The sequence below is a fragment of the Bacillus sp. CFBP9009 genome (genome assembly GCF_036541465.1).
GTDB lineage: Bacteria > Bacillota > Bacilli > Bacillales > DSM-1321 > Peribacillus.
Genome location: NZ_JAZHFU010000012.1, coordinates 21,090 through 43,986 on the forward strand (window position 1 = coordinate 21,090; position 22,897 = coordinate 43,986).

Consider the following 22,897-nt stretch of genomic DNA (forward strand, 5'->3'; position numbering starts at 1 on the left):
CAATCCGGCGAGTTTTTCAATTTACCTGGGTTGCTGCGAGACTGTAAAGCTGAAGGAAACATGGTCCTGAACCGGTATCCATGCACCGATGCCTTGTGAAGTGATGTTCTTTATCGTAATGGTTCTTTTACTTCCTTTTAGGTTCAAATACACTTCCCCATATGTGACCTTCCCTTTTTCATTGACGGCGGAAGCATAACTGGATAAGTAACCTATCCTATTAGAAGCAACATTGTATACTTCATCTTTTTTCGTACCAGCTCCGATGATCGTTTCAAAAGCCAATGGCAAATTCGTTTTCTCAGTGGCTTTTAACAGCATCATCTTTTGAACATCCTCTGCCTTAGGGATTTTCGCTGTGAGACCGCCACTCACTGCCTTCTGACTTTCCTGGACATAACGGATCTTGTATGGAACCTCACCGCCGCGATTATCGTAGTAATTCGTATTGATTTTTTGGTATTCCCAGTTTGGCGCCGTTTCCGAAGACTCATAATTCAATGCCCAATGGCCAAGGTAAATCGTCGCCCTGTAACCAAAAGCAAGCGGAGCTTTTGCAATTGCCGATTCATTCAACATATGGATGAGTTCTGGATTTTCAATCTTGATATCCGACGAATCGATCAATTGTTCGGCCAACTTACTCGGCTGCAGCATCGGAAGATCCTGGGTTGGGTTCGGATACGTATTCTCCTTTGCAATATTCAAAACGGAAGGTGGGATATTCACCATATTCGGATTTGCTTTGCCTTCTGGAATATCAGCTGCAAAACTTACATTCGCCTGAATGAAGGCAATTAGGGCAATCATCGTAATAAGAATAGTTCTTCTCATGCTGTCGCACTCCTTTTGAGGGGTTCAATCATTTTGTTATAGATTTTGTTTTTAGCCAACATTCTATACATTTCATTCTTATTTCGATTTTGTAATGAATTTGTAAAGTTCAGAATATTTACTTTTTTATTTAAATCGGTTATACTTATTTTACATTATAAAAAGGAGGCGAAATCGTTCATACCTATTAAACATTCAGGAGGTATGCTTATCGAACAATCCATGACACCCTTTTAAAGGATGACAGAAAACGAATTCGCCTATACTTAAATCTGATGTAAAAGGATGGTGTGACACTCTAGAATATTTCTCAACTTTTACAAAAGCATGATGAAAAATTTTGGAATAACTTATGAATGGTAATTTACTAATATAGAAATGACTCTGCTAAATCTAACCTGAGCAGAGTCATTTTTATTTTTCAATTATATGAAAAGAAAGACCTCCCGCATCGGAAGGCCTGCATTTCTTATAATAAGTAAAATCCAATTCCCATAATAAAGTAAGCCGCCAATAAGGTAAGGCCTTCAAACCAGTTCGTTTCCCCGTCATTCGAAATCATGATCATCAGAAAGACTGCTGTAACCATTGATATCAGTTCTGGCATTGTGAAAACAAGCGGCATATGCGTTGGATACATTAATGAAATAAGTACGAGTACAGGAGCTACGAACATCGCCACTTGAAGCGTGGAACCAACGGCAATTTCCACTGCGACATCCATTTTGTTTTTATAGGCCATTATGACGGCGGACGCATGCTCTGCCGCGTTACCCACGATTGCAACGATAATGACACCTATGAATAACTCCGACCATCCGAAGGTTTCCCCTACTTCGCTGAACGTATGAACAAGTTTCTCCGATACATACGCAACGGCCAATGTAGCGGCAGCAAGTATTATAATTGCCTTTTTCCTGCTCCACTCCGGTACTTCCTCTTCATGTTCCTCGGGTTTCTCCGTATGCTGATATACCCCGCGGTGAGTAACCAATTTAAAGAATAATGCAGCAAGATATAATAAGATCAAAATAATGCTAATTCCTACACTTAACGACATCGTACGTGATTCACTCATGTCTTGTGTGAATACTTCCGGTATGACGAAGGCTACAATAACTGCAAAAATCAATAGACCGGCATTATGCCTCGCATCGAATACATTAAATTTCTGCCGTTTATATTTAGTCCCTCCCACAAAGAATGAAAGTCCTGCCACCAACAATAAGTTTCCTAATACGGAACCAGTCAAAGAAGCCAACACGACCCCCACAAGCCCCGCCTTTAATGAAAAGATGGATATGATCAATTCCACTGCATTTCCAAAGGTTGCATTCAAGAGACCGCCAATCCTTGGTCCCATAACGATCGCTAAGCTTTCAGTCGCACGGCCCATGAATCCTGCTAGCGCGACGATGGTTAAGCAATATACGATGAACATGATCACACTCGGCCAATGCAATAATGACCCAATGACTGATATAGGGACGCCTAACAGGACAAGCCCCAAAAATATTTTATTCACGATACTTCTCCTCACAATCCTATAGTTCTTTTATGTAACAAAAACTATCATACATAATCTTCCGGCGTAGACAAAGGAAAATTTTATCATCCTCTCTCTTCTTGTCAATATTTACCCAAATTTCTATTGCTTAATCCTCTTCCTAAGATGTAACATCAAGAAGGTATACATTTCTTAGGAGACATGATTTTTATGAATAATAAATTGCTTTTTAGCGTTTTAATCTTAATTGTCGGCATATCCGGGTTTTCTCAAGGGATGCTTCTGCCGATCATAGCCATCATTTTTGAAAATGACGGAATTAGCTCATCTCTAAACGGGTTTCATGCAGCCTCGCTTTATATTGGAATTCTGTTGATTTCTCCTTTTATGGAAGCCCCGCTCCGTAAATACGGCTATAAGCCATTGATATTATTTGGTGGGATAACGGTCATTCTATCGCTTGCCTTATTTCCTGTTTGGAAATCATTCTGGTTTTGGTTCGTACTGCGTTTCTTCATTGGAATCGGCGATCATACACTTCACTTTGCTACCCAGACATGGATCACTGCCATTTCACCAAAAACGAAGCGCGGAAGGAATCTTGCCATTTATGGACTTTTCTTCAGTCTTGGCTTCATGGTTGGCCCGATGATGACGAAGCTTCTCGAGATTAATCAGTCTTTGCCTTTCATCATCACATCCATACTTAGTCTTCTAGCTTGGTCCACTGTTTTCCTTATTGGAAATGAGCTTCCTGAACAGGATGATTCTGAAAGCACATCATTCTTTGGCACACTCAAAAGGTTTACGAAAGTTAGCCGCATAGCTTGGGTCGCTTTTTTACTTCCGTTCACATTCGGCGTGCTTGAAGCATCATTGAATAGCAATTTTCCTGTATTCGCCCTGCGCTCCGGAATCGATTTAACCGCCGTATCCATCATCATTCCGGCATTTTCCGCGGGGACCCTGCTTACCCAGATTCCCTTGGGGATGATAAGTGACCGTTTTGGCCGGCGAAAGACCTTGCTGACGATACTTTTTTCAGGGTTTACCATATTCACTCTTGCAGGGATTTATTCTTATTCAGTGCTTGGTCTATTCATTTGCTTTATGTTTGGCGGAATGATGGTTGGTTCGACTTTCTCGCTAGGAATCAGTTATATGGCAGACCTTTTGCCTCGAAACCTATTACCTGCTGGAAATTTATTATGCAGTATTTTCTTTAGCCTCGGCAGCATCGGCGGCCCGTTTTTTGGCGGCATGGTCATTGAACATATACAAGGTGGGAATTTTTTCTACATGATCAGCATCATGCTTTTCCTTGTCTTCATTTCATTGGCCTTGTTTAAAGAGAAAATGCCTGCTTCAGTTATGTAGTATAGTTTATTATCTGGACTACTTCTTTTATTATTCAATTTGAAAGGTATTTCTCAATAGCGGCTGTATATTAGGAAGTACTTTATATTTTTTACTAGATTAGAATCATTCTTCTTTATTTCCGAATAGGATATGTGGTATTATAATAATAACAAAAGGGACATTACGTTTAAAAACCTTTGAAAACATTGCTGTCATCGCAATTACGGTGGCAGCTTTCATATTTTATCCAGAGAAATGACGTTGATTATCTTTCTCAATTATATATCATACAAATGATAATCTATATCATTTACACAAAATAGAGAAGAATGTGGGAGGGAATCTTATGACTACAGATACTAAACATTTAACCCAACCGGCTACATGCCAAACCACTTGGTTGGAAAAAGCAAAACCTCATCTAGAACTTTTTGCTGCATTATTCAGCGGTTTATTAATAGTGTTGGGCTGGGCCCTTTCAAAGAACGGAATGGAGTCCACTTCCATTGTCATATACGTAGCTTCTTTCTTGATTGGCGGATATGCCAAGGCAAAAGAAGGAATAGAAGATACGATTGCCGACCGGGAATTGAATGTTGAGATGCTGATGATTTTTGCGGCCATCGGTTCTGCGGTCATCGGATACTGGACGGAAGGTGCCATATTGATTTTCATCTTCGCTTTAAGCGGTGCCCTTGAGACATACACGATGAATAAAAGCCATAAAGAAATTTCGGCACTTATGGACTTACAGCCTGAGGAAGCACTGCGCATCACTAACGGATATGAAGAAACCGTATCCGTTTCACAGCTGCATGTCGGAGATCTGATTTTAGTGAAACCAGGTGAGAGAGTTCCTTCAGACGGAAAAATCACGGACGGCCGTACCAATATCGATGAAGCCGCCATCACAGGTGAATCCATACCGGTCAGCAAATCATTGGATGATGAAGTATTTGCCGGAACGGTTAATCTCCGTGGTACGATTACCGTGGAAATCACCAAACCAGCAAGTGAAACATTATTTCAAAAAATAATCACTCTCGTTCAATCCGCACAAAGTGAAAAGTCCCCTTCCCAGCTGTTCATTGAACGGTTTGAAGGGACTTATGTAAAAGTGGTATTGACCGTTGTCGGCTTGATGATGTTCGTACCCCATTTCATATTGGGGTGGAGCTGGACCGAAACATTCTACAGAGCGATGATCCTGCTCGTTGTCGCTTCTCCTTGTGCCCTTGTCGCCTCTATTATGCCAGCTACGCTTTCTGCCATTTCAAATGGTGCTCGTCATGGCATTTTATTTAAAGGCGGCATCCATCTTGAGAATCTAGGTAACCTGCAGGCAATTGCTTTAGATAAAACCGGTACATTGACAAAAGGAAAACCAGAGGTAACGGATGTCATTATCCGCGAAGATTTAAACGAAGATGATTTCTTATTTCATATTGCATCTGTTGAAAATTATTCGAACCACCCTTTGGCAACATCGATCGTACGTTATGCCAAAACGAAATTGCAAAGAGACATCATTAAACCGGATAACATGGAAGATATATCAGGCAATGGGGTTCAAGCATACATCAATGGCGTGCTTTGGAAAGTTGGAAAAGCTGATTTCGTCGGTCGCAGTGAAGCAGAACGATTCCAAAATGGCATTGCACTGACATTGGCTGAACAAGGTAAGACAATCGTTTATGCAAAGGATGATCAAGGGATTGCCGGTATTCTCACTTTGAAAGATGTCGTGCGTGAAGAAACCATTACAGCCATCGAAGCTTTGAAAAATGAGGGCATCCATACCGTCATGCTGACAGGCGATGGTGAAAAAACGGCTAAAGCGATTGCGTCGGAGAGCCATATTGATGCATATATTGCCGAATGCCTGCCAGAAACCAAAGTGACTGAAGTGAAAAGGCTGAAAGAACATTTCGGCACTGTAGCAATGGTTGGGGATGGCATCAATGATGCACCTGCATTAGCAACAGCATCTGTGGGAATTGCAATGGGTGAAGGCACGGATGTTGCCTTGGAGACAGCGGATGTTGTTCTGATGAAGAATGACCTGCCGCGCATCGCGGAAGCAGTCAAATTATCCAAGAAGATGAATCGAATCATCAAACAAAACGTCATCTTTTCAATTTCGGTCATCATGATCCTGATCGCATCCAATTTCCTTCAATTCCTTGACCTTCCATACGGCGTCATTGGACATGAAGGAAGCACAATTCTCGTTATACTGAACAGCTTAAGACTTTTGAGAAACTAAGCATGAAAAAGGAGCCCTCCAAGGCTCCCTTTTTTTATGATCGTTTCATTTAGTGATATCCGTTCTTACCATTTGCAGAACCTGATGTTTTATGGTTCGAACCTTTATTTTTTCCTTTTTGCTTTGTGCTGCCATCCTTTTTACTCATGAAAGAACTCCTCCTCTTCAAAAGTTGTTATTTCTTGAATAGTATCTGCAGCATGATTGTCCGCTATTACGGGAACTCCAGGAAGCTCATGCACATTCTGGTTTTTGCCTTTCACTTATGAGCGCATTTATTTCCCCGCCCAGTATGATGATGAGCCCCGATAAATAAAACCAGACCATTAATACGATGATCCCTCCAAGACTTCCATATGTTGCGGAATAATTAGCAAAGTTCTCCACATAAAAAGAAAACAAAAAGGAAACAAGACTCCATCCTGCCGTTGCAAAGATAGCACCGGGCAGTACGGTTATGCATTTCAGCTTTATGTTGGGGGCAATCCAATAAAGGATAGTGAACACAATTAAAAATACAAGCGTACTGATCACCCAGCGAAGCTGGTTCCAAATCGTAAGAAACTCATCGGATTGTCCAATTTCGGCAAATAGGAATACTCCGATCTGTTTTCCGAATACCGGCAGCAATAAAACGACAATAAAAACAAAAATCATCGCTAAAGTGAGAAGAATCGACATTCCCCGGGAAATAAAGAAAGTTCGACTTTCTTTTACATCGTATGCATGGTTAAATGCTTTAATGATTGCATTCATCCCATTCGATGCCGACCATATCGTTCCGATGACACCAAACGACAATAAAGTCCCATTCGCTTCCATTACTTTAGATAGGTTGGCCTCAATGATTTTCATCGAATCGTCAGGCGCATATGTACGGACGGTATTTAATATATCTTCTTGGGAAAATGGCAGATAGGCCAATAAGGTGAATAAAAAAATAAGTAACGGAAACAGGGAAAGTAAGAAGAAATAAGACAGCTGTGCGGCAAGCCCCGACACATCATCCATCTGTAACCGTTTTATGAAAGTCTTGAAGAATGAGCCTTTCAGCCATTCTTTTTTATTGGCCATACCTCCACCCCATTTTCTAATTTAAGGAAATCCGTTCATGGTGACTTGAAGATGACTCATCTTGCTCTGCAGCAAAGACTTCCTTCGTTTCCATTACGACTTGGGCAACTTGCGATGGAATATCTTTCATTTCCTCCACCTTTTGGGAAATGAAGGATACATCATCGGAAATTTTTTCAACAGTGGAACGGACCTTGGATGATGTTTCACGTACTTGTGTAAGCACCCCATTAGGATTCTTCACGAATTCCTTCATATTACTCATGCAGCTTTTACTGTTTTCCAATACAGAATTACGCGTATCCTTGTCAAAAAGGCTTATCGCAGCCCCTGCTAACGCCCCAATAAAGACCGCTTGCATAAATTTACTTTTCTTGTCACACTTATATTCTTCTCGAATGTTGCTCATATATTCTCCTCCTCGTCATATATTAGTTGATGGATAATGGTAGCTATCTCCATTATACAATGTTTAAAAAAGTTTTTTCCTATCTTTTCCCAAACTCCCTCAGTTTAAAACGTGGAGATGACCAAGTATATTGGGGATCAAGCTTCGTAATATTCATTGACTTCCAGCGGTAATCATGCAAAGATGAAAATAATTTAGGAACGTATGAAAGGATGAGGGAAATGGATTTAACGCAAAACACAGCCGAAAGTGTCGAGTTTATGATCGAAGCAATCAAGGATAAATTAAAAGTGATGAACTTCGGTGCAATCAAATCAACCCATTTTGATATCGAAATGTACGAAGAGCTGCACGATATTTATACAATGGTGATGAAAAAAACAAATTTCAGTGTCCGTGAAATGGAAGCGATCGCCGAAGAACTTGGAAGACTGCGTAATAAGTAACATTCAAATCCTCCCATACCGGTGAGGATTTTTTTCATTTTTAAAATAATTCTGATACATTTGATATAGAAATTGAAAACCGACAGGAGTTGTAAGCATGGTAGAAAGAAGAACACCCATCAGTATTGCAGAAGCAGTGGAAAAAGTGATGAAGCATAAATTAATAGGACATGCGGAACTGATTCCCCTCGAGGAAAGCCAAGACCGTTTTTTGGCTCAAGATATTGTAGCTACAAATGATGTTCCGCATTTTAACCGCTCTCCATATGATGGATTCGCCCTCAGGTCCAAGGATACGGCAGAGGGTTCCATAAATAACCCTCTTGAGTTCGAAGTGGTTGAAGAGCTTGCTGCGGGGATGGTATCGACTATCCCTGTACAAAAAAATCAAGTGGCGAGAATCATGACTGGAGCTCAGATGCCAGCTGAGTGTGATGCCGTAATCATGCTCGAGCTCACAAAGGAATTCGAAAAGGACGGAAAGAAGTACATATCATTTAAACGCTCACTTAAGGAAGGCGAAAACGTTTCTTTTCAAGGAGAGGATGCAAAGAAAGGCGATGTTCTTGTAAAAAAAGGAACAGCGATCAATCCAGGGATCATCGGCTTGCTGGCAACATTCGGATATGCCGAAGTCCCAGTTGCCAAGAAACCTGTCGTCGGATTATTCGCTACAGGTTCGGAACTTCTTGATGTTAACGAACCGTTGCAGCCCGGGAAAATCCGTAACAGCAATTCACATGCCATCTCCGCCCAAATTCGGAGGGCCGGAGGAGAAGTCCGCTTTTATGGAAAACTTAAGGACGAATTCGAATTAAGTTACGAGGCCATTTCAACTGCCTTGAAGGAAGTGGATTTGCTCATTACAACTGGAGGGGTTTCTGTCGGTGATTTTGACCTTCTCCCGGATATTTATCAAAAAATGGGTGCTGAAGTCTTATTCAACAAAGTGGCCATGCGCCCCGGCAGCGTGACGACCGTAGCGGTATATAATAACAAATTTTTATTCGGTTTATCCGGCAATCCTTCCGCTAGTTATGTTGGCTTTGAACTATTTGCAAGACCGATCATCCGCACCATGCTGTTTTCGGAACATCCGCATTTACGAAAAGAGACTGCCCAATTGGCAGAGGACTTCTTAAAGCCCAATCCATTCTCACGTCTGCTTCGGACCCGATTATTTTATGAATCCGGCCAGTTGAAGGTAATTCCCAGTGGTGTGGATAAATCCAATATTACAACAAGCTTGGCAGGTGCCAATTCACTGACCGTCTTACCTGGGGGGACCCGTGGTTTTCAAACTGGAGATCTCGTGGACATCCTGCTCCTTGAAGACCAAGAAGGATGCAAATGGCCTTGGTGAAGCCCTTTATTTTTCAGGTGGTTGGCTATCAAAATAGAGGTAAAACGACCTTCATAACGAATATTATCAAAAAGCTTCGCAAAGCCAAATTAGAGACAGCCGTTTTAAAACATCATGGACATGGCGGAAAACCGGATGTTAACGGTATGAAGGATTCCAATAAACACTTTCAGGCTGGGGCGGCAGCTTCACTTGTTGAAGGTGATGGAACAATCGAGCTGCTAGGGAATTTCAAGGGGGAAACTCCTATAACTGAGCTGATTCAATTACTGTGTCTATTTCTCCCTGATGTGATTTTAATTGAGGGTTATAAGCAAGAGGACTTTCCTAAGGTCATTTTAATCAAAGAAGAAAGTGACCTCGTGTTATTGGAACGGCTTACTAATGTCAAAGCAGCGGTGGCTTGGCCCGAATGTCTGGATCGAACCAGGAATCATGCTTCAGTACCCGTCTTCCCTTTGGATTCGGATTCATTCATTACATGGTTTTTAGAACAAATATGAAGGAGGGCACAATGTTCATTCAATTCCCCATAGAAAAACGCCGCAAGATGATCGAAAGTATCCAAGAATATGTGTATCAGGAACATGGCAAGGAAATCGGTGAAATCGCTGCTGAAAATCACTTGCAGTTCATTTTCGAAAATATTGCTCCATTTATTTATAATGAAGGTATCAAAGATGCTAAAAAAGTCATTGAGGACAGATTAGGAAATATAGAAGAAGATTTGTATTCATTGGAACGGCCAATTGATTAAAATGAAAAAACAGCATCATAATCGATGCTGTTTTTTCATTTTCATTGTTCGGTCAGAATAAGCGGACCGTTTTTCGTAATGGCAATCGTATGCTCATATTGAGCCGAGTATTTCCCATCTGCAGTGGATGCCGTCCACCCATTCGGATCCCGGCTTGCTTTATATGTACCTACGTTTACCATTGGCTCGATGGTGAATACCATGCCTTCCTTAAGACGCGGGCCTTTATTCGGCAGTCCATAATGCGGAACCTGCGGCTCTTCATGAATGACACTTCCTATCCCGTGGCCGATGAAATCACGAACGACAGAGAAGCCTTCCGCCTCGACATATGTTTGTATGGCATGACCAATATCTCCAATCCGATTGCCTACCACACATACTTCAATCGCCTTATATAAAGATTCCTTCGTCACATGAACCAAATGCTCGGTTTCCTTTGAAACCTTACCGACCGTATACGTCCAGGCAGAATCGGCAAGGGCCCCGTTATAATTGACGACCATATCAATCGTTACGATATCTCCATTTTTCAAAGGGGTCTTACGAGGGAAACCATGACAGATTTCTTCATTTATGCTGGCACATGTCGCATACTCATACCCTTTGTAACCCTTTTGTTCCGGCTTCGCACCATGTTTTTTTAAGAATCCTTCAACAAATTCTTCTATTTCCCATGTTGTCACCCCAGGAACAATCAACTTAGCAATCTCCCTATGACAAGCTGCCAAAATTTTACCCGATTCATGCATCGCTTGAATTTCACGTGCAGATTTTAATACGATCAATCGTGACACTTCCTTTTTTATTCGTCTCTCCTTTTATTTTACTGCAAAGATGAAAGTATATGAATCCTTTAAAATGAAAAATCCCGGCAGCTGCCGGGATTTTTCATTATTTCAATAGATTGAGCGATTCCCGGTTAAATGCCGGAAGATCTTCAGGTGTCCTGCTGGTTACAAGCTGGTTTCCGCAAACCACAACCTCCTTGTCCAAATATGTGGCACCTGCATATTCCATATCGACTTTAATGGATGTATATCCTGTTGCGTGGCGTCCTTCAAGTGTTTTGGCTGTAATCAGCAACTGCGGTCCATGACAGATTGCAAATACAGGCTTTTTATCATCCATGAACGATTTGGCGAAAGATACGAAGCGTTCGTCAGCACGCAGCTGATCAGGCGAGAACCCACCGGGGATGAATAATGCATCGAAATTTTCCGGTTTCACTGAGTCGATGCTTTCATCAATCTCGACTTCTACCTCCCCTTGTTTTCCTTTAACAGTTTTTCCTTTTATCATTTCAATCGTCGTTACCGTATGGCCGGCTTCTTCAAATGCCTTTGCCGGTTCACTATACTCCGAGTCCTCAAACATATCCGTTACTACACATGCGATATTTTTACCCATAATAATTCATCTCCTCAATTTTTGATCGAATGAACCTACTTTGCACTTTATTTATGTTCCCTCTGCCACCATAAATAAAACACATAATTAATGTTAGTGATATATTTCATTAGCCTATTCCCAAAGCAGCAAATCAATGTTTAGGATACTGGCCAACAACATGTATCGCATTGATGATTCTTTTATTGATCCATTTCCTGTTTTCTTCTGTATTCAAATTTCCAAATATCCTTTTCCGCCCTTCCGTGGTTACATAGTAATTAGGCAGGTTATTCAATGATAATGTGATGATGTCATTTTTACATTTACCGCATGAACAAAATGTTTGGTATTCCATACCTGACATTAAAACCTGCACCCAAGTCACAACGATTTCTTCCATCACATTTGTATATTCTCTTTCCATATAATCTCCTTAAAAAAGAAAAACCCGTCCATTCCTGACAGGTTTTCACTCATTTATCGCTGTCCGTGGAACAATTAGGATTTCAACTCTCCGGTTTTTCGCCCTTCCTTTTTTCGTTTCATTGGAAGCAACCGGCTTGAATTCCCCATGTCCTTTAGCGCTGAACATTTCGGGATCCAACTCTTTATTTTCGAGGAGAAGTTTCATAAAATTCACGGATCGCATCACGCTCAGATCCCAGTTGGATTCATACTGGTAATTCTTTATAGGAATATTATCGGTATGTCCGCTTACGATAATGTTTCTGGGTAAATCCATGACCAGCAAATCCGAGATTTCCTTAGCGATTTTTCGGTTTTCACTTCTCACCTCAGCCACACCAGATTCAAACAGCACGTTTTCCCTAATTGAAATCAACATGCCTTCATCCGTAAGGTTCGTTCCCAATTTATCCGTTAAATCATTCTTTTGGATGTAGGCATTTACACGCTCCTGAACTTCCGTAAGTTCTTCTTGCTCGTTTTTCCCTAGCTTCTCAAGATCTTCCGCACCTGTTCTTTGTTCTGGTGACGTTGGCTCATTGCTGGGGGAATCACTTGGAAAATCCATAAAACCCGTTCCGCTTGTAAAAACCTGGTTAAATACATTGGACAACTGCTGGAACCTTACTGCATCAACCGAACTTGAAGCGAACAAGACGATAAAAAGCGCGAGAAGCAATGTTAAGATATCGGCGTAGGGAACCAGCCATGATTCATCGATATGCTCTTCATGCCTTTGTTTCTTTTTGCGCCTAGCCATCTTCTCTCACATCGCCTTCTAACCACTTTTTACGATCTCCAGCAGGCAAATATGATGTTAATTTCTGTTCAATCGTTCGCGGCGCTTCCCCTTCGATGATCGATAAAATACCTTCTATCATCATTTCTTTGATTCGAACTTCCTGCTGCGACTTCCGTTTTAGCTTATTGGCAAATGGATGCCATAACACATACCCCGTGTAAATCCCCATCAAGGTTGCGACGAACGCGGCAGATATGGCATGTCCCAAAGCCTCCGTGTCGGCCATATTACCCAATGCAGCAATCAGCCCGATTACCGCACCCAATACACCCAGCGTCGGTGCGTATGTACCGGCCTGACTGAAAATCGCTGCCGCGCTTAGATGACGTTCTTCCATCGCATCTATTTCCTCTGCTAAAATATCACGAATATAATCGGCACTCTGACCTTCGACTGCAAGATTCAAGCCATTTTTCAAAAAAGTATTATCCACTTGATCCGAAATGCTTTCCAATTCCAATAAGCCTTCTTTCCTGGCAATGACCGCCCATTCAGAAAAGGTTTTTATTAAATCTTCAGGCTTTGTCAATTTTTGTTCAAAGAATAAAATCTTGAATATTTTTGGTAGTCTTTTTAATTCCGACAAAGGGAAAGCCGTTACGACAGCAGCTATCGTCCCTACAATAATGATCAAAATAGCCGCCGGGTTAATCAGCGCCGTTACACTAACGCCTTTCAACACCATTCCGACCAAGATGGCCACGATACCCAGAACTACGCCCAAAACTGATGTTATATCCATAATACTCACCCATTCATTTAAAGTCTCGTCTCCTCCTTATATCGGATGAAGTTCAAAAAAAGTGAGGATTATTTTACTATTCGATTTCAATTTTCACTAAATCATCACAAAATCTACAACTTTATTGCCTAGATGAGCTTAACCAACAGTACATTTCAATGTTTTGGATACAATATTCTTTCGAGAATGGAATTACCAGCCTGTTCTGTACGAAATTATCTTAATACGTCTGGAATATGCGCTTTTACTCGTGAGTTTTGCTCTTTTACTCGTGAATTTTGGCATTTTACTCGTGAATTCCGCGCTTTTACTCGTGAGTTTCAGCATTTTACTCGTGAGTTTTGCACTTTTACTGGTGAATTCCGCTTAACGCCAAAAGGACAAAGCCTGTCAGCTTTGTCCCTGTTTTTGTTTCCCGTGGTTTCTTCCGGCCAGCCATTTTATGATGGGTGATAGAAAAAATAAAATGAATAAGATCCTGAATAAATGAAAGCTTGTGACAACGGATAAATCCACATGCACAGACATGGCTGTGACTGCCATTTCGGCGACGCCGCCTGGCGCCATGCTCAAAAATAATTCGTTCGCCTGTAAAGATAGGATTGGGGCAAACTGAATGGAAAGATAATAGCAAAATCCAATCAATAGGACATTACTGACGAATACAGCCCCGAACATCTTTCTGAAAAGTCGGGGGTTATCAACCTTCAATGTGTAGCCTAAATGTGCGCCTATCAACAATTGCGACAAGTTCAACCAAAAGTCAGGAATCTGTGGGGCACCTGGGCCTGCTAAATTGAATAGTGCTGCGGCCATGAGAGGTCCTAGCAAAAAAGGCAGCGGAAAATTCGCTTTCTTTGTGATGAAGATGAATATCAGCAATGTTACCAACATCATGATGGCTAATTTCCCATCATATTCAAATAAGAAAAACGGCCGCTCCGATACGGCCATTACCGCACCTGATTCAACTGACATTACATGGGTCACAATCCAAGGAACAATGGATATCACCAGGATGACCCGCAGTGTTTGCATGAAACCTACAACCGTTTCATCACTATCCTTCATTTCCTCACTTAAGACCACCATCTGGGAAAGGCCTCCCGGAAAACTGCCAAGCATCGATGTGCCCAAGGATAAGTTCATTCGCTTTCCGACAAACCAGCCGGTCAACACTGTAAATGAAATGATTGCAATTGTCGTAAAAAGCATAACAGGCAGATATTCAATCATCTCATTTAGCGATTGTTTCGTGAATGAACTGCCCAGTTGTAAACCTAGAATGACCAATCCAGTACTTCTAAAGGTTTTAGACCAATACAAGTACTTCCTTAACTTCACTTTAGCAATCATCACGACGAATAATGGTCCAAGCATCCATGGCAGGTATATTCCAAGGCTATCAAACAAATAACCACCCAAGAAAGCTAGAAAAGCTGTAAAGATGACTCTAAAACTCTTACTCTCGATTAAATTTACACTCACAAAATTACCTTCTTTATTTAAGCGGATTTTCATCTTTATCTTAACATAAAATAGGCGGATTCAAAGCTGCAACCACGCTTGTTTTCACCATTCCAGTGTCAGGATAGTTCTTGGCGCGCCTCCCTCACCAGTGCATTTTTATATTTCCTCATGTTTTCGCTCTATGAAAGGAACAGCACGGCACTTCCACTATTTACTAGATTTCCCACCCCCACAAATTCGCTATAAAAGGTAGAATGAGTATATAGGGGTCAAACTCTTATGGAGGGGTGACTAGATGTTATCAAATACAGAAATAGGCATTGACTTAGGAACTGCAAATACGCTAGTTTACAGTAAAAATAAAGGAATCGTATTTAATGAGCCATCTGTGGTGGCCATTGATATAGAGACTAATAAAGTATTGGCAGTCGGAGTGGATGCAAAAAACATGATCGGGAAAACACCTGGAAATATTGTGGCAATCCGTCCGCTTAAGGATGGTGTCATTGCGGATTTTAACGTGACCGCGCAAATGCTTCGGGAAATCATGAAAAAAGCAAGTAAGGCCCTAGGTTTATCGATTCGCAAACCTAGTGTAGTGGTCTGTACACCATCAGGTTCCACATCAGTTGAGAGAAGGGCCATTCAGGATGCAGTCAAAAGCTGCGGAGCGAAACAGGTCCACCTTATCGAGGAACCAGTAGCAGCAGCAATAGGTGCGGGCTTGCCTGTCGAAGAGCCAGTTGCCAATGTCATCGTTGATATCGGCGGCGGAACGACTGAGGTCGCAATCATCTCTTATGGCGGCGTCGTTTCTTGCAATTCAATCAGAATTGGCGGAGATCAATTGGATGAAGATATCAGCCAATATGTTAGAAAAAAACATAATGTGCTGATTGGGGAAAGAACAGCCGAGGAAATAAAAAAAGAAATCGGCTACGCACTCGTTAAACATTCCGTGATCACCATGGAAGTCAGGGGCCGCGATCTTGTAACGGGTCTTCCAAAGCCGATTACAATATCATCCACTGACGTCCAGGAAGCCATACAGGAATCGCTTCTTCATATACTGGAAGCAATAAGGGCCACTTTGGAAGATTGTCCTCCTGAATTGAGCGGGGATATCGTCGATCAAGGTGTCATCTTATCCGGCGGGGGTGCACTTCTCAACGGGGTACAAGAATGGCTGACGAATGAAATCGTCGTCCCAGTCCAACTTGCAGATAACCCGCTTGAATCAGTTGCCATCGGAACCGGGCTTTCACTTGAGGTCATTCACAAATTACAAAAAGCCGTATACTAAAAAATTGAGGAAACCCCGACTTGGGGTTTCTTTTTTTTCCTTTCAGGCCTCCCCCATTTGCAGACAGCAACTTCCACGTTAAATAACTTCCCTGAAATATTTTACCTCGTTTGCGTAGAGAATAAGGAAAAGGTTTTTTTACTGTTTGGATAGGAATAACCTGCAGAACTAAACGCATGCAATGTTACATAACTTGTGTTATAATCTAATTATGTTACATTGGCAAGAGGAGAAGATCTATGGAATATGTAGAAGCCTTTAAGGATATCAATCAAATCAGCAAAATAAAAACATACTTACGCTCTCACTCCAGTCGGGATTATTTATTGTTTGTACTCGGCATCAATACAGGTATGAAGATTAATGAAATGCTCGAAATCACCGTCGCCAGCGTTCTGGATGAAACAGGCAAAATCAAGGAGTTCTATGAGCAGCGGACGGAAAATGACGAAGTAAACCAAATTTATTTGAACCTGAAAGTCCGTACCGCCTTACAAGAATACCTTAAAGGCTCGAAGGTTATCGAAGGTCAATTTTTATTTCTTTCCCCTAAGACAAAAAAGCCGATTACACGTCAACAGGCGCACCGAATCATCCATGATGCTGTGGAAGGTGCAGGGCTGACAGGCAAATTCGGAGCAAGTTCGATGCGTAAAACTTTTGGCTACCATGCCTATAAACAAGGAGTGTCACTGGCATTGATACAGAAGCATTACCATCATTCCAGTCCATCGGAGACATTAAAATACATTGGCATATCAAAGGAGAAGAAATTCAAGACGAATATTGACGTTAACTTATAAACATTCTGCTATCTTCTATTAACTCTAACCAACATTTTAAGGAGGAATTCCAGTGAGAATTAGAGAAAGTGAACTTCCTGGTATTGGCCAAAAATTCGAAATCATAACGAGAAATGATGAAAAGTTAGTAATCGTCATTCATGATGACGGCCGTCGGGAATTATACCATTTTGATAATGAACATGAGGACGTCATATCGAGCATCACCCTTAACGATCAGGAATCACGGCAAATGGCTTCCATCATAGGCGGCATGGTTTATAAACCACAAGCACTTGAAACGATTGAAATGTCATTGGGTGACTTGGTGATTGAATGGTTCAAAGTCGAACCAGGTTCAAAGGCCATCAATCAAACGATCGGTTCGATTGATATCAGGAGCAATTATAACGTGACCGTCATCGCCCATTCTAAAAAAGGAAAAAAACAACTGAATAATCCTGGTCCTGACTCCATCATCGAAACAGGCGACACCCTTGTGATATCCGGTGAAAGAAAAGATATCCGAAACCTCACAAGAGAATTATTGACCGACGAAAGGAGTGACTAAGCTCATATGGACCATTTAGTCTTTGAAGTGGGAACTGCCCTACTTCTAGTGGCATTAGCCGCTCTCGTAGCAGGTAAATTCAAAATATCGAATGTTCCACTATTAATTATCATCGGGATGCTCGTTGGCCCCCATGCCCCGCACTTCGGATTAATTGACCTGCGTTTCATCGAAAGCGATGAAATCATAGCATTCCTCGGTCGGGTCGGTATTTTATTCCTTCTTTTTTACCTAGGGCTTGAATTTTCCGTCAAAAAGCTTATGAAATCCGGGAAAAATATCGTGACAGGCGGAACCTATTACATCTTAATCAACGTGGGAATGGCCTTGCTGTACGGTTTCCTGCTCGGTCTTCCATTGAAAGAGGTTCTGATATTAACCGGGATCATCAGTTTTTCTTCAAGTGCCATTGTGGCAAAGGTGCTTGTGGACCTTAAAAGGACCGGTAACAATGAAACGGAGCTAATCCTTGGCATCATCATGTTTGAAGATATCTTCCTCGCTGTTTATTTATCAGTCGTATCCGGATTGGTATTAAGCTCTTCTGGTTCCGTTTGGGGAACATTACTTTCTACATTTATCGCGATTGGGTATATGCTGATATTTTTCGTTATCGCCCGGAAAGCATCTGGGGTCCTTAACAAATTATTCAATATATCCTCCGATGAGATTTTTATCATCGTCGTGTTCGCCTTACTATTCTTCATTGCCGGTTTCTCGGAAACGATTCATGTTGCGGAAGCCATCGGTGCATTACTGCTCGGCCTAGTCTTTTCTGAAACGGAACATAGTGACAGGATCGAGAAACTTGTCATTCCCTTTCGAGACTTTTTCGGGGCCATATTTTTCTTCAGCTTTGGCTTGAGTATTGATCCGACGACCCTTGGCGGAGCTGTCTGGATGGTTCTTGGAGCCGTCATCATCACCATAATCGGTAACTTTGCAGCTGGTATGATCGCTGGACGCAAATCCGGTTTATCTCACAGAGCTTCCGCAAACATCGGTTTAACGATCGTTTCACGCGGCGAATTCTCCATCATTTTAGCCAACTTAGGCATTGCAGGCGGTTTAATGCCTATACTAACCCCGTTTGCGGCACTTTATGTTTTAACCTTAGCGATTCTTGGGCCGATCCTTACCAAAGAATCCAAACACATCTATAATATCCTAAATAAAGTATTCAAATGGACCCCTCCGAAAGTTCAAAAGGAACAGGGAAAAGAAGTGCAATAGAGAAAAACGGCCAGACAGCAAATGTCTGGCCGTTTTTCTGTTTACCTTAATAAATCACTTAATTAGCTATTATACTTGTTTTAAAGAGGGCATAAAATCATACCTAACAGTAGTGTTGGCATTATTGATAGGCTGAATTATCGAAAGCACATATCAGTTAGTCGCTTGCTGTATGAATCTTCAATCCTGATTTTCATAAGTATGATACTCGCCATTCCCCGACTTCTGCAAAACTTTTTTTAAAAAAGGCATTGAAAAATGAACTGGCTAAGGTTGGTCATCCTTGGCTATCCCTTTTCTTCACCTCTCCATCATTCCGGCATATCATTGTCAGAAGCTTTTACAAGCGCTCGGATTAGAGCTTTCAATTTCTTTTCTTTTGAGGATTAACTTATATGAACAGAGGGAAAAGAAGCAATAACCTAAGTAACTATTCAGGAGTGATGCCCAGATGGATAAGTCGATAAAATTTTCAAAGAAACTGATTAAAGAAATAAAGGAAGATCGTGTGACCGGGCTGGCAGCAGAACAAGCTTATTACTATCTACTGGCACTATTCCCTTTGCTCATTTTACTGCTGTCCTTATTACCTTATCTGAACATCGATATTCAGACTGCCCTGGACACGATAAAAACCTTCATGCCTGCGGAAACGATGGAAGTCATCGAGAAAAATATCATTAACATATTATCTGAACGGAACGGCGGCCTACTGACTTTTGGTTTCCTTGGCACCATATGGTCCGCTTCCAATGGAATGAATGCGTTCATCCATTCCATGAATATCGCCTATGATGTTGAAGAAACAAGAAATTTCATTAAAGCCCGCTTCATTTCCATTGTATTGACATTAGGCCTGGTTGTAGCATTCATCGTCATGTTGGGCCTCCCCGTCTTCGGAAAAGTGATCATCGATTTATTACAGCAAGTCATTCCGATCCCTGAAGAAACGCAAATATTATTCAGCTTATTACGGTGGGTTATCGCAGTTGTGGTCATATCACTTGTCCTGACCTTTTTATATCGCTTTGCACCGAATAAAAGTTTTCCCTTTAAACATGTCATCCCTGGGGCAGTGACCGCAACTGTACTTTGGCTGGGAATATCACTTGGATTTTCATTCTATGTCAGTAATTTTGCCAACTATTCTTCCACTTACGGCAGTTTAGGAGGCGTCATCATCTTGATGCTATGGCTGTATTTGAGTGGTCTGATTTTTGTGATCGGCGGAGAAATCAATGCAATTCTTCATCGCCAAAACTCCATTCCAAAAAAACCGTCCCGCACGATTGTCCATCCTGTCCCGCTTAAAAGGTAAAATCATGAATTACGACAAAAGATAGAAAAGCGGCTATCCCATTCGGACAGCCGCCTTCCTATTCATCCCTTATTGACAAACTCTTCATATCTTTCATCATGGGCCAGCCATGCCGCGTATTTCCGCTTCATGTATTTTTCCGCTTCCGCAAATGTATCGAATGTTTTTTTCTGTTGTTTTCCGTTGATTTCAACAATCCATTGCTCTTCTTCATCTTCATAGATGAATATGTCCTGTTTGTCTCTCGTTGAATATAGGCAGCCCTCTGGGGATTCCTTTACATTCAGTTGATTCTTATGTGCGTCTCGTTTAAGGGGCTCGGCAAAGAAAGTCTTTTCGACATATTGGCTATACGCCTTTTCGGACATGGTACAACCTGCCGCTTTTTGGTGGCCGCCCCCATCGTACTTGCCAGCAACTTCAGAAACATCAATATCGTCGTGAATTGTCCGGAAGCTGATTCTTTTACTTCCAACCATCAAGATCGCTATATAATCAAGATGCGAGAACTCTTTCGACAGTTCATTACCCAATTCTGAGTGATATGACTCTGCATGGACCACACCAGCTGTATGGGGACCGACCGTAGCCTGATAGACTTCTCTTTTTTTCCTGTTTATGTACCGATCCACCCGACTCTCTTCAACATTCAGAAGGGTTTGCTCCACTTCGTCAAAAGTAAAACTTTCAGCCGTCGACAGCTTATTTGCGATTTTCATTTCGAATTCCTCTATCGGAATCATGAAAAACAGGTCATTCAATCGTTTTGCCGTTGTATTTTTATTGACTTCCCATTCCCAAGTATCGTATTGTCGGACCAATTCAACGAATTCAGCGACAATGCTTGAAGGTTCCAGGTATTTATTTTCAACTGCATACTGATAGAATAATGATGTCGCTGCCGTCTGTTTACCATCTTCCTGTTCGACAGTTACAGATGCCCAATCATGTTCGTTCAAATGCAATGCTGACTTATGATGATCAATCAGCAGCGCTTTGCCTCCATCTTCCACAAACTGAGTAATCATTTTTTCGTTATCTTCATCAACCGATAGATCAGTAACGATCAATGTATCCTCAAGTTTGGCTTGCTCAAGAAATGCTCCTACGTTCTGATTAAGGCGACCAATTGAATTATAACTTACCACTACTTCTTCTCCGAAGGCCAGCTTAGCTATAATGCCGCAGCCGACTCCATCTAAATCATTATGTGTAAAGAGATGGTACACACAAACCCCTCCTAGTAACTAATAAATTTACTTTTCCCTAAAGACATGAATTTCAATTGCAATCTTTACAATTGTAGCATAATCATATCCGCATATTTTATCCTGGCTTCCATTACGCGTTGCTTTTGTTCGTTTTTTTTGAAAAATTCCCTAATGATTCTTTATTTTCCATAATTTATACCGATATATAAGGAAAACACATTACTTTGAAATCGAGGTATTTTCATGCATTCCTTTAAAACAGACAGGGCAGCACAACAAACCATTAATGATTCAAGGCATCTCCCCGTTATCGTCATCATGTTTTCAGTGATCACTCTTAGTCTTATCCTATCCATCTTCCTAGGCATCCCTAGTCAACAAGTCGCCATAATGGCCATTTCCAGCTATTCCCCAGCCATCCTAGCTGCAATTCTCCCTAAACAGAAAAAAGGCTCTCTCTTTCTGCCTTATCTCATAGGAATCACGACAAACCTTTTAATTGCATCGATTATCATTCAGTCCGGAAGCCTTTTATCCTTGGGATTAATGTTCATAGGCATATTGTTCACTTCCATTTACTATGATTATCGTCATTTGGTTCCGTCCATCGTCATCCATTCAGTGGTTCTTATCTACCTTACTTTATGGTCCGACACGCTTACAGGCAGATTATCTGCTGACGGAGACTCTTTTATCGTAATTTTGCTCTTATTTCTTTTAGCTTCCACCCTCTCCATCCTTCTAAGTTTGATTGGAATCGCATCCATAAACGTCGCATTGTTAGAATTGGAAAAGAGCCGGAAAGCAGAGATCAAACAATCAGCCATGCTTGATGAGATCACCCGATCCGTTAACGGATTGACCAATTTTTATAATGAGCTTCAAGAAAACGTCCACACTAAAGGAAAATATCCGAGGAAGTCACCAGTGCCTTCATTGAAGTGACCAGAAATACTGAATTACAGGCTACAAGCGCAAACGAAGTGAAGGAATTCATCGATTCATTCGATAAAGAAATCCAGCATGCCACTATCTCATCGGAAAAAATGAAAACTTTCACCATGGAAAATGGAACAAGGACAAAGGACGGCAGCGAAGAAATGGTGGTCCTTGCCAAAGACATCCTATCAGTTGGTGACAAAGCCAAAGAGACCGCGATACTAATGGATGAATTAAACCAGCAAAATAAGAACATCCAGGCCATATTAGCGATGATTGAAGACATATCGGAACAAACGAATTTAATTTCCCTTAATGCTTCCATCGAAGCGGCCAGAGCAGGTGAACATGGTAAGAGCTTTGCAGTCGTGGCCAATGAAATCAGAAAGCTTGCGGAAAATAGCCGGCATGCCACCAATCAAATTCAACAGATCCTGAGTAATATAAACCTTAAATCCACAGAAGTCACAAACGGGGTCAACCAAAGCTTGGAAGTGGCCAGTTTGATAAAGGAAAAGTCCGAGGAAGTCAAACATGTTTTCAAGCAAATTGAAGGAAACACGCTAGAAGTCATGGAACAATCGATACAGTTTCAAACGATGCTTCATACCTTGCCTCGGGCACTGCAACAAATGAAGTCACCAATGTAGCTTG

At 41.5% G+C, this 22,897-nt stretch carries 25 protein-coding genes; 14 read left to right on the forward strand and 11 right to left on the reverse strand.

Annotated elements, in window-relative coordinates; all coding sequences use genetic code 11:
* Window positions 1-21: 21 nt before the first annotated feature.
* The gene (locus V3595_RS21470) at window positions 22-834 is read right to left on the reverse strand and encodes a YfkD family protein (RefSeq protein WP_485909415.1); all 813 of its coding nucleotides are present in this window, start codon (window positions 832-834) and stop codon (window positions 22-24) included.
* A gap of 469 nt (window positions 835-1,303) precedes the next feature.
* The gene (cax, locus tag V3595_RS21475; protein ID WP_485909417.1) at window positions 1,304-2,359 is read right to left on the reverse strand and encodes a calcium/proton exchanger; all 1,056 of its coding nucleotides are present in this window, start codon (window positions 2,357-2,359) and stop codon (window positions 1,304-1,306) included.
* A 192-nt stretch (window positions 2,360-2,551) separates the two neighbouring features.
* On the opposite strand from cax, the gene V3595_RS21480 reads away from it, so the two are divergent.
* The gene (locus V3595_RS21480; protein WP_485909419.1) at window positions 2,552-3,718 is read left to right on the forward strand and encodes an MFS transporter; all 1,167 of its coding nucleotides are present in this window, start codon (window positions 2,552-2,554) and stop codon (window positions 3,716-3,718) included.
* 328 nt (window positions 3,719-4,046) lie between these two features.
* Window positions 4,047-5,966 (forward strand): heavy metal translocating P-type ATPase, encoded by a 1,920-nt coding sequence (locus tag V3595_RS21485; RefSeq protein WP_485909421.1) that lies wholly within the window; start codon window positions 4,047-4,049, stop codon window positions 5,964-5,966.
* A 234-nt stretch (window positions 5,967-6,200) separates the two neighbouring features.
* Here the strand turns inward: V3595_RS21485 and V3595_RS21490 are convergent, their stop codons facing one another.
* Both V3595_RS21490 and V3595_RS21495 read right to left on the reverse strand, forming a co-directional pair.
* A complete protein-coding gene (locus V3595_RS21490) occupies window positions 6,201-7,040 on the reverse strand; it encodes a YihY/virulence factor BrkB family protein (RefSeq protein ID WP_402905961.1) in 840 nt (279 codons plus the stop codon).
* Between the two features lie 16 nt (window positions 7,041-7,056).
* The gene (locus V3595_RS21495) at window positions 7,057-7,449 is read right to left on the reverse strand and encodes a YtxH domain-containing protein (RefSeq protein WP_350301154.1); all 393 of its coding nucleotides are present in this window, start codon (window positions 7,447-7,449) and stop codon (window positions 7,057-7,059) included.
* Between the two features lie 221 nt (window positions 7,450-7,670).
* Between V3595_RS21495 and V3595_RS21500 the strand changes: the two genes are divergently transcribed.
* The 4 genes from V3595_RS21500 (at window position 7,671) to V3595_RS21515 (ending at window position 10,015) form a co-directional block, all read left to right on the forward strand.
* Window positions 7,671-7,895: a DUF1128 domain-containing protein gene (locus V3595_RS21500; RefSeq protein ID WP_034305672.1), complete on the forward strand. Its 225-nt coding sequence runs from the start codon at window positions 7,671-7,673 to the stop codon at window positions 7,893-7,895.
* A 97-nt stretch (window positions 7,896-7,992) separates the two neighbouring features.
* Window positions 7,993-9,258, forward strand: a complete 1,266-nt coding sequence (locus V3595_RS21505; RefSeq protein WP_485909423.1) for a molybdopterin molybdotransferase MoeA — start codon at window positions 7,993-7,995, stop codon at window positions 9,256-9,258.
* Complete coding sequence (gene mobB, locus V3595_RS21510) at window positions 9,246-9,761, forward strand: molybdopterin-guanine dinucleotide biosynthesis protein B (RefSeq protein WP_485909425.1); 516 nt, start codon at window positions 9,246-9,248, stop codon at window positions 9,759-9,761. Before V3595_RS21505 ends, mobB begins: the two co-directional genes overlap by 13 nt.
* Window positions 9,762-9,772: 11 nt before the next feature.
* Complete coding sequence (locus tag V3595_RS21515) at window positions 9,773-10,015, forward strand: DUF2164 domain-containing protein (protein WP_063234700.1); 243 nt, start codon at window positions 9,773-9,775, stop codon at window positions 10,013-10,015.
* Between the two features lie 41 nt (window positions 10,016-10,056).
* On the opposite strand, the gene map is transcribed toward V3595_RS21515, so the two are convergent.
* The 5 genes from map to motA form a co-directional block, all read right to left on the reverse strand.
* Window positions 10,057-10,803, reverse strand: coding sequence for a type I methionyl aminopeptidase (gene map, locus V3595_RS21520; protein ID WP_485909427.1), 747 nt, complete (start codon window positions 10,801-10,803; stop codon window positions 10,057-10,059).
* Between the two features lie 106 nt (window positions 10,804-10,909).
* Window positions 10,910-11,425 (reverse strand): type 1 glutamine amidotransferase domain-containing protein, encoded by a 516-nt coding sequence (locus tag V3595_RS21525; RefSeq protein WP_485909429.1) that lies wholly within the window; start codon window positions 11,423-11,425, stop codon window positions 10,910-10,912.
* A gap of 133 nt (window positions 11,426-11,558) precedes the next feature.
* Window positions 11,559-11,831: a late competence development ComFB family protein gene (locus V3595_RS21530; protein WP_485909431.1), complete on the reverse strand. Its 273-nt coding sequence runs from the start codon at window positions 11,829-11,831 to the stop codon at window positions 11,559-11,561.
* Window positions 11,832-11,876: 45 nt separating this feature from the next.
* The gene (gene motB / locus V3595_RS21535; RefSeq protein ID WP_402905951.1) at window positions 11,877-12,632 is read right to left on the reverse strand and encodes a flagellar motor protein MotB; all 756 of its coding nucleotides are present in this window, start codon (window positions 12,630-12,632) and stop codon (window positions 11,877-11,879) included.
* Window positions 12,625-13,416, reverse strand: a complete 792-nt coding sequence (gene motA / locus V3595_RS21540; protein WP_485909433.1) for a flagellar motor stator protein MotA — start codon at window positions 13,414-13,416, stop codon at window positions 12,625-12,627. Before motA ends, motB begins: the two co-directional genes overlap by 8 nt.
* Window positions 13,417-13,579: 163 nt before the next feature.
* Here motA and V3595_RS21545 point away from each other — a divergent pair, with 163 nt between their 5' ends.
* The gene (locus tag V3595_RS21545; RefSeq protein ID WP_485909435.1) at window positions 13,580-13,786 is read left to right on the forward strand and encodes a hypothetical protein; all 207 of its coding nucleotides are present in this window, start codon (window positions 13,580-13,582) and stop codon (window positions 13,784-13,786) included.
* 20 nt (window positions 13,787-13,806) lie between these two features.
* Here the strand turns inward: V3595_RS21545 and V3595_RS21550 are convergent, their stop codons facing one another.
* Window positions 13,807-14,904: an AbrB family transcriptional regulator gene (locus V3595_RS21550; RefSeq protein WP_485909437.1), complete on the reverse strand. Its 1,098-nt coding sequence runs from the start codon at window positions 14,902-14,904 to the stop codon at window positions 13,807-13,809.
* 277 nt (window positions 14,905-15,181) lie between these two features.
* Here V3595_RS21550 and mreBH point away from each other — a divergent pair, with 277 nt between their 5' ends.
* The 5 genes from mreBH (at window position 15,182) to V3595_RS21575 (ending at window position 20,093) form a co-directional block, all read left to right on the forward strand.
* Window positions 15,182-16,189 (forward strand): rod-share determining protein MreBH, encoded by a 1,008-nt coding sequence (gene mreBH / locus V3595_RS21555; protein WP_137017834.1) that lies wholly within the window; start codon window positions 15,182-15,184, stop codon window positions 16,187-16,189.
* A 239-nt stretch (window positions 16,190-16,428) separates the two neighbouring features.
* The gene (locus tag V3595_RS21560) at window positions 16,429-16,992 is read left to right on the forward strand and encodes a tyrosine-type recombinase/integrase (RefSeq protein WP_101224891.1); all 564 of its coding nucleotides are present in this window, start codon (window positions 16,429-16,431) and stop codon (window positions 16,990-16,992) included.
* A 52-nt stretch (window positions 16,993-17,044) separates the two neighbouring features.
* Complete coding sequence (locus tag V3595_RS21565; RefSeq protein ID WP_137017835.1) at window positions 17,045-17,542, forward strand: cation:proton antiporter regulatory subunit; 498 nt, start codon at window positions 17,045-17,047, stop codon at window positions 17,540-17,542.
* Between the two features lie 6 nt (window positions 17,543-17,548).
* A complete protein-coding gene (locus V3595_RS21570) occupies window positions 17,549-18,775 on the forward strand; it encodes a cation:proton antiporter (protein WP_101224893.1) in 1,227 nt (408 codons plus the stop codon).
* Between the two features lie 451 nt (window positions 18,776-19,226).
* Entirely contained in the window at window positions 19,227-20,093 is an 867-nt protein-coding gene (locus V3595_RS21575) for a YihY/virulence factor BrkB family protein (protein ID WP_485909440.1), read from the forward strand.
* Between the two features lie 62 nt (window positions 20,094-20,155).
* Here the strand turns inward: V3595_RS21575 and V3595_RS21580 are convergent, their stop codons facing one another.
* Window positions 20,156-21,322 (reverse strand): DHH family phosphoesterase, encoded by a 1,167-nt coding sequence (locus V3595_RS21580; protein ID WP_137017838.1) that lies wholly within the window; start codon window positions 21,320-21,322, stop codon window positions 20,156-20,158.
* Between the two features lie 225 nt (window positions 21,323-21,547).
* On the opposite strand from V3595_RS21580, the gene V3595_RS21585 reads away from it, so the two are divergent.
* Together V3595_RS21585 and V3595_RS21590 are read left to right on the forward strand one after the other, a co-directional pair.
* Window positions 21,548-22,249: a hypothetical protein gene (locus tag V3595_RS21585; protein WP_485909443.1), complete on the forward strand. Its 702-nt coding sequence runs from the start codon at window positions 21,548-21,550 to the stop codon at window positions 22,247-22,249.
* 155 nt (window positions 22,250-22,404) lie between these two features.
* Entirely contained in the window at window positions 22,405-22,893 is a 489-nt protein-coding gene (locus V3595_RS21590; protein ID WP_485909540.1) for a methyl-accepting chemotaxis protein, read from the forward strand.
* Window positions 22,894-22,897: the final 4 nt, after the last annotated feature.

Bases quoted from the DNA above. Each gene is read 5' to 3' on its own strand.
- V3595_RS21470 (WP_485909415.1), bottom strand. From the start codon at position 834: ATGAGAAGAACTATTCTTATTACGATGATTGCCCTAATTGCCTTCATT.
- V3595_RS21480 (WP_485909419.1), top strand. From the start codon at position 2,552: ATGAATAATAAATTGCTTTTTAGCGTTTTAATCTTAATTGTCGGCATA.
- V3595_RS21485 (WP_485909421.1), top strand. From the start codon at position 4,047: ATGACTACAGATACTAAACATTTAACCCAACCGGCTACATGCCAAACC.
- V3595_RS21490 (WP_402905961.1), bottom strand. From the start codon at position 7,040: ATGGCCAATAAAAAAGAATGGCTGAAAGGCTCATTCTTCAAGACTTTC.
- V3595_RS21495 (WP_350301154.1), bottom strand. From the start codon at position 7,449: ATGAGCAACATTCGAGAAGAATATAAGTGTGACAAGAAAAGTAAATTT.
- V3595_RS21500 (WP_034305672.1), top strand. From the start codon at position 7,671: ATGGATTTAACGCAAAACACAGCCGAAAGTGTCGAGTTTATGATCGAA.
- V3595_RS21505 (WP_485909423.1), top strand. From the start codon at position 7,993: ATGGTAGAAAGAAGAACACCCATCAGTATTGCAGAAGCAGTGGAAAAA.
- mobB (WP_485909425.1), top strand. From the start codon at position 9,246: ATGGCCTTGGTGAAGCCCTTTATTTTTCAGGTGGTTGGCTATCAAAAT.
- V3595_RS21515 (WP_063234700.1), top strand. From the start codon at position 9,773: ATGTTCATTCAATTCCCCATAGAAAAACGCCGCAAGATGATCGAAAGT.
- V3595_RS21525 (WP_485909429.1), bottom strand. From the start codon at position 11,425: ATGGGTAAAAATATCGCATGTGTAGTAACGGATATGTTTGAGGACTCG.
- V3595_RS21530 (WP_485909431.1), bottom strand. From the start codon at position 11,831: ATGGAAAGAGAATATACAAATGTGATGGAAGAAATCGTTGTGACTTGG.
- motB (WP_402905951.1), bottom strand. From the start codon at position 12,632: ATGGCTAGGCGCAAAAAGAAACAAAGGCATGAAGAGCATATCGATGAA.
- motA (WP_485909433.1), bottom strand. From the start codon at position 13,416: ATGGATATAACATCAGTTTTGGGCGTAGTTCTGGGTATCGTGGCCATC.
- mreBH (WP_137017834.1), top strand. From the start codon at position 15,182: ATGTTATCAAATACAGAAATAGGCATTGACTTAGGAACTGCAAATACG.
- V3595_RS21560 (WP_101224891.1), top strand. From the start codon at position 16,429: ATGGAATATGTAGAAGCCTTTAAGGATATCAATCAAATCAGCAAAATA.
- V3595_RS21570 (WP_101224893.1), top strand. From the start codon at position 17,549: ATGGACCATTTAGTCTTTGAAGTGGGAACTGCCCTACTTCTAGTGGCA.
- V3595_RS21575 (WP_485909440.1), top strand. From the start codon at position 19,227: ATGGATAAGTCGATAAAATTTTCAAAGAAACTGATTAAAGAAATAAAG.
- V3595_RS21585 (WP_485909443.1), top strand. From the start codon at position 21,548: ATGCATTCCTTTAAAACAGACAGGGCAGCACAACAAACCATTAATGAT.
- V3595_RS21590 (WP_485909540.1), top strand. From the start codon at position 22,405: ATGGTGGTCCTTGCCAAAGACATCCTATCAGTTGGTGACAAAGCCAAA.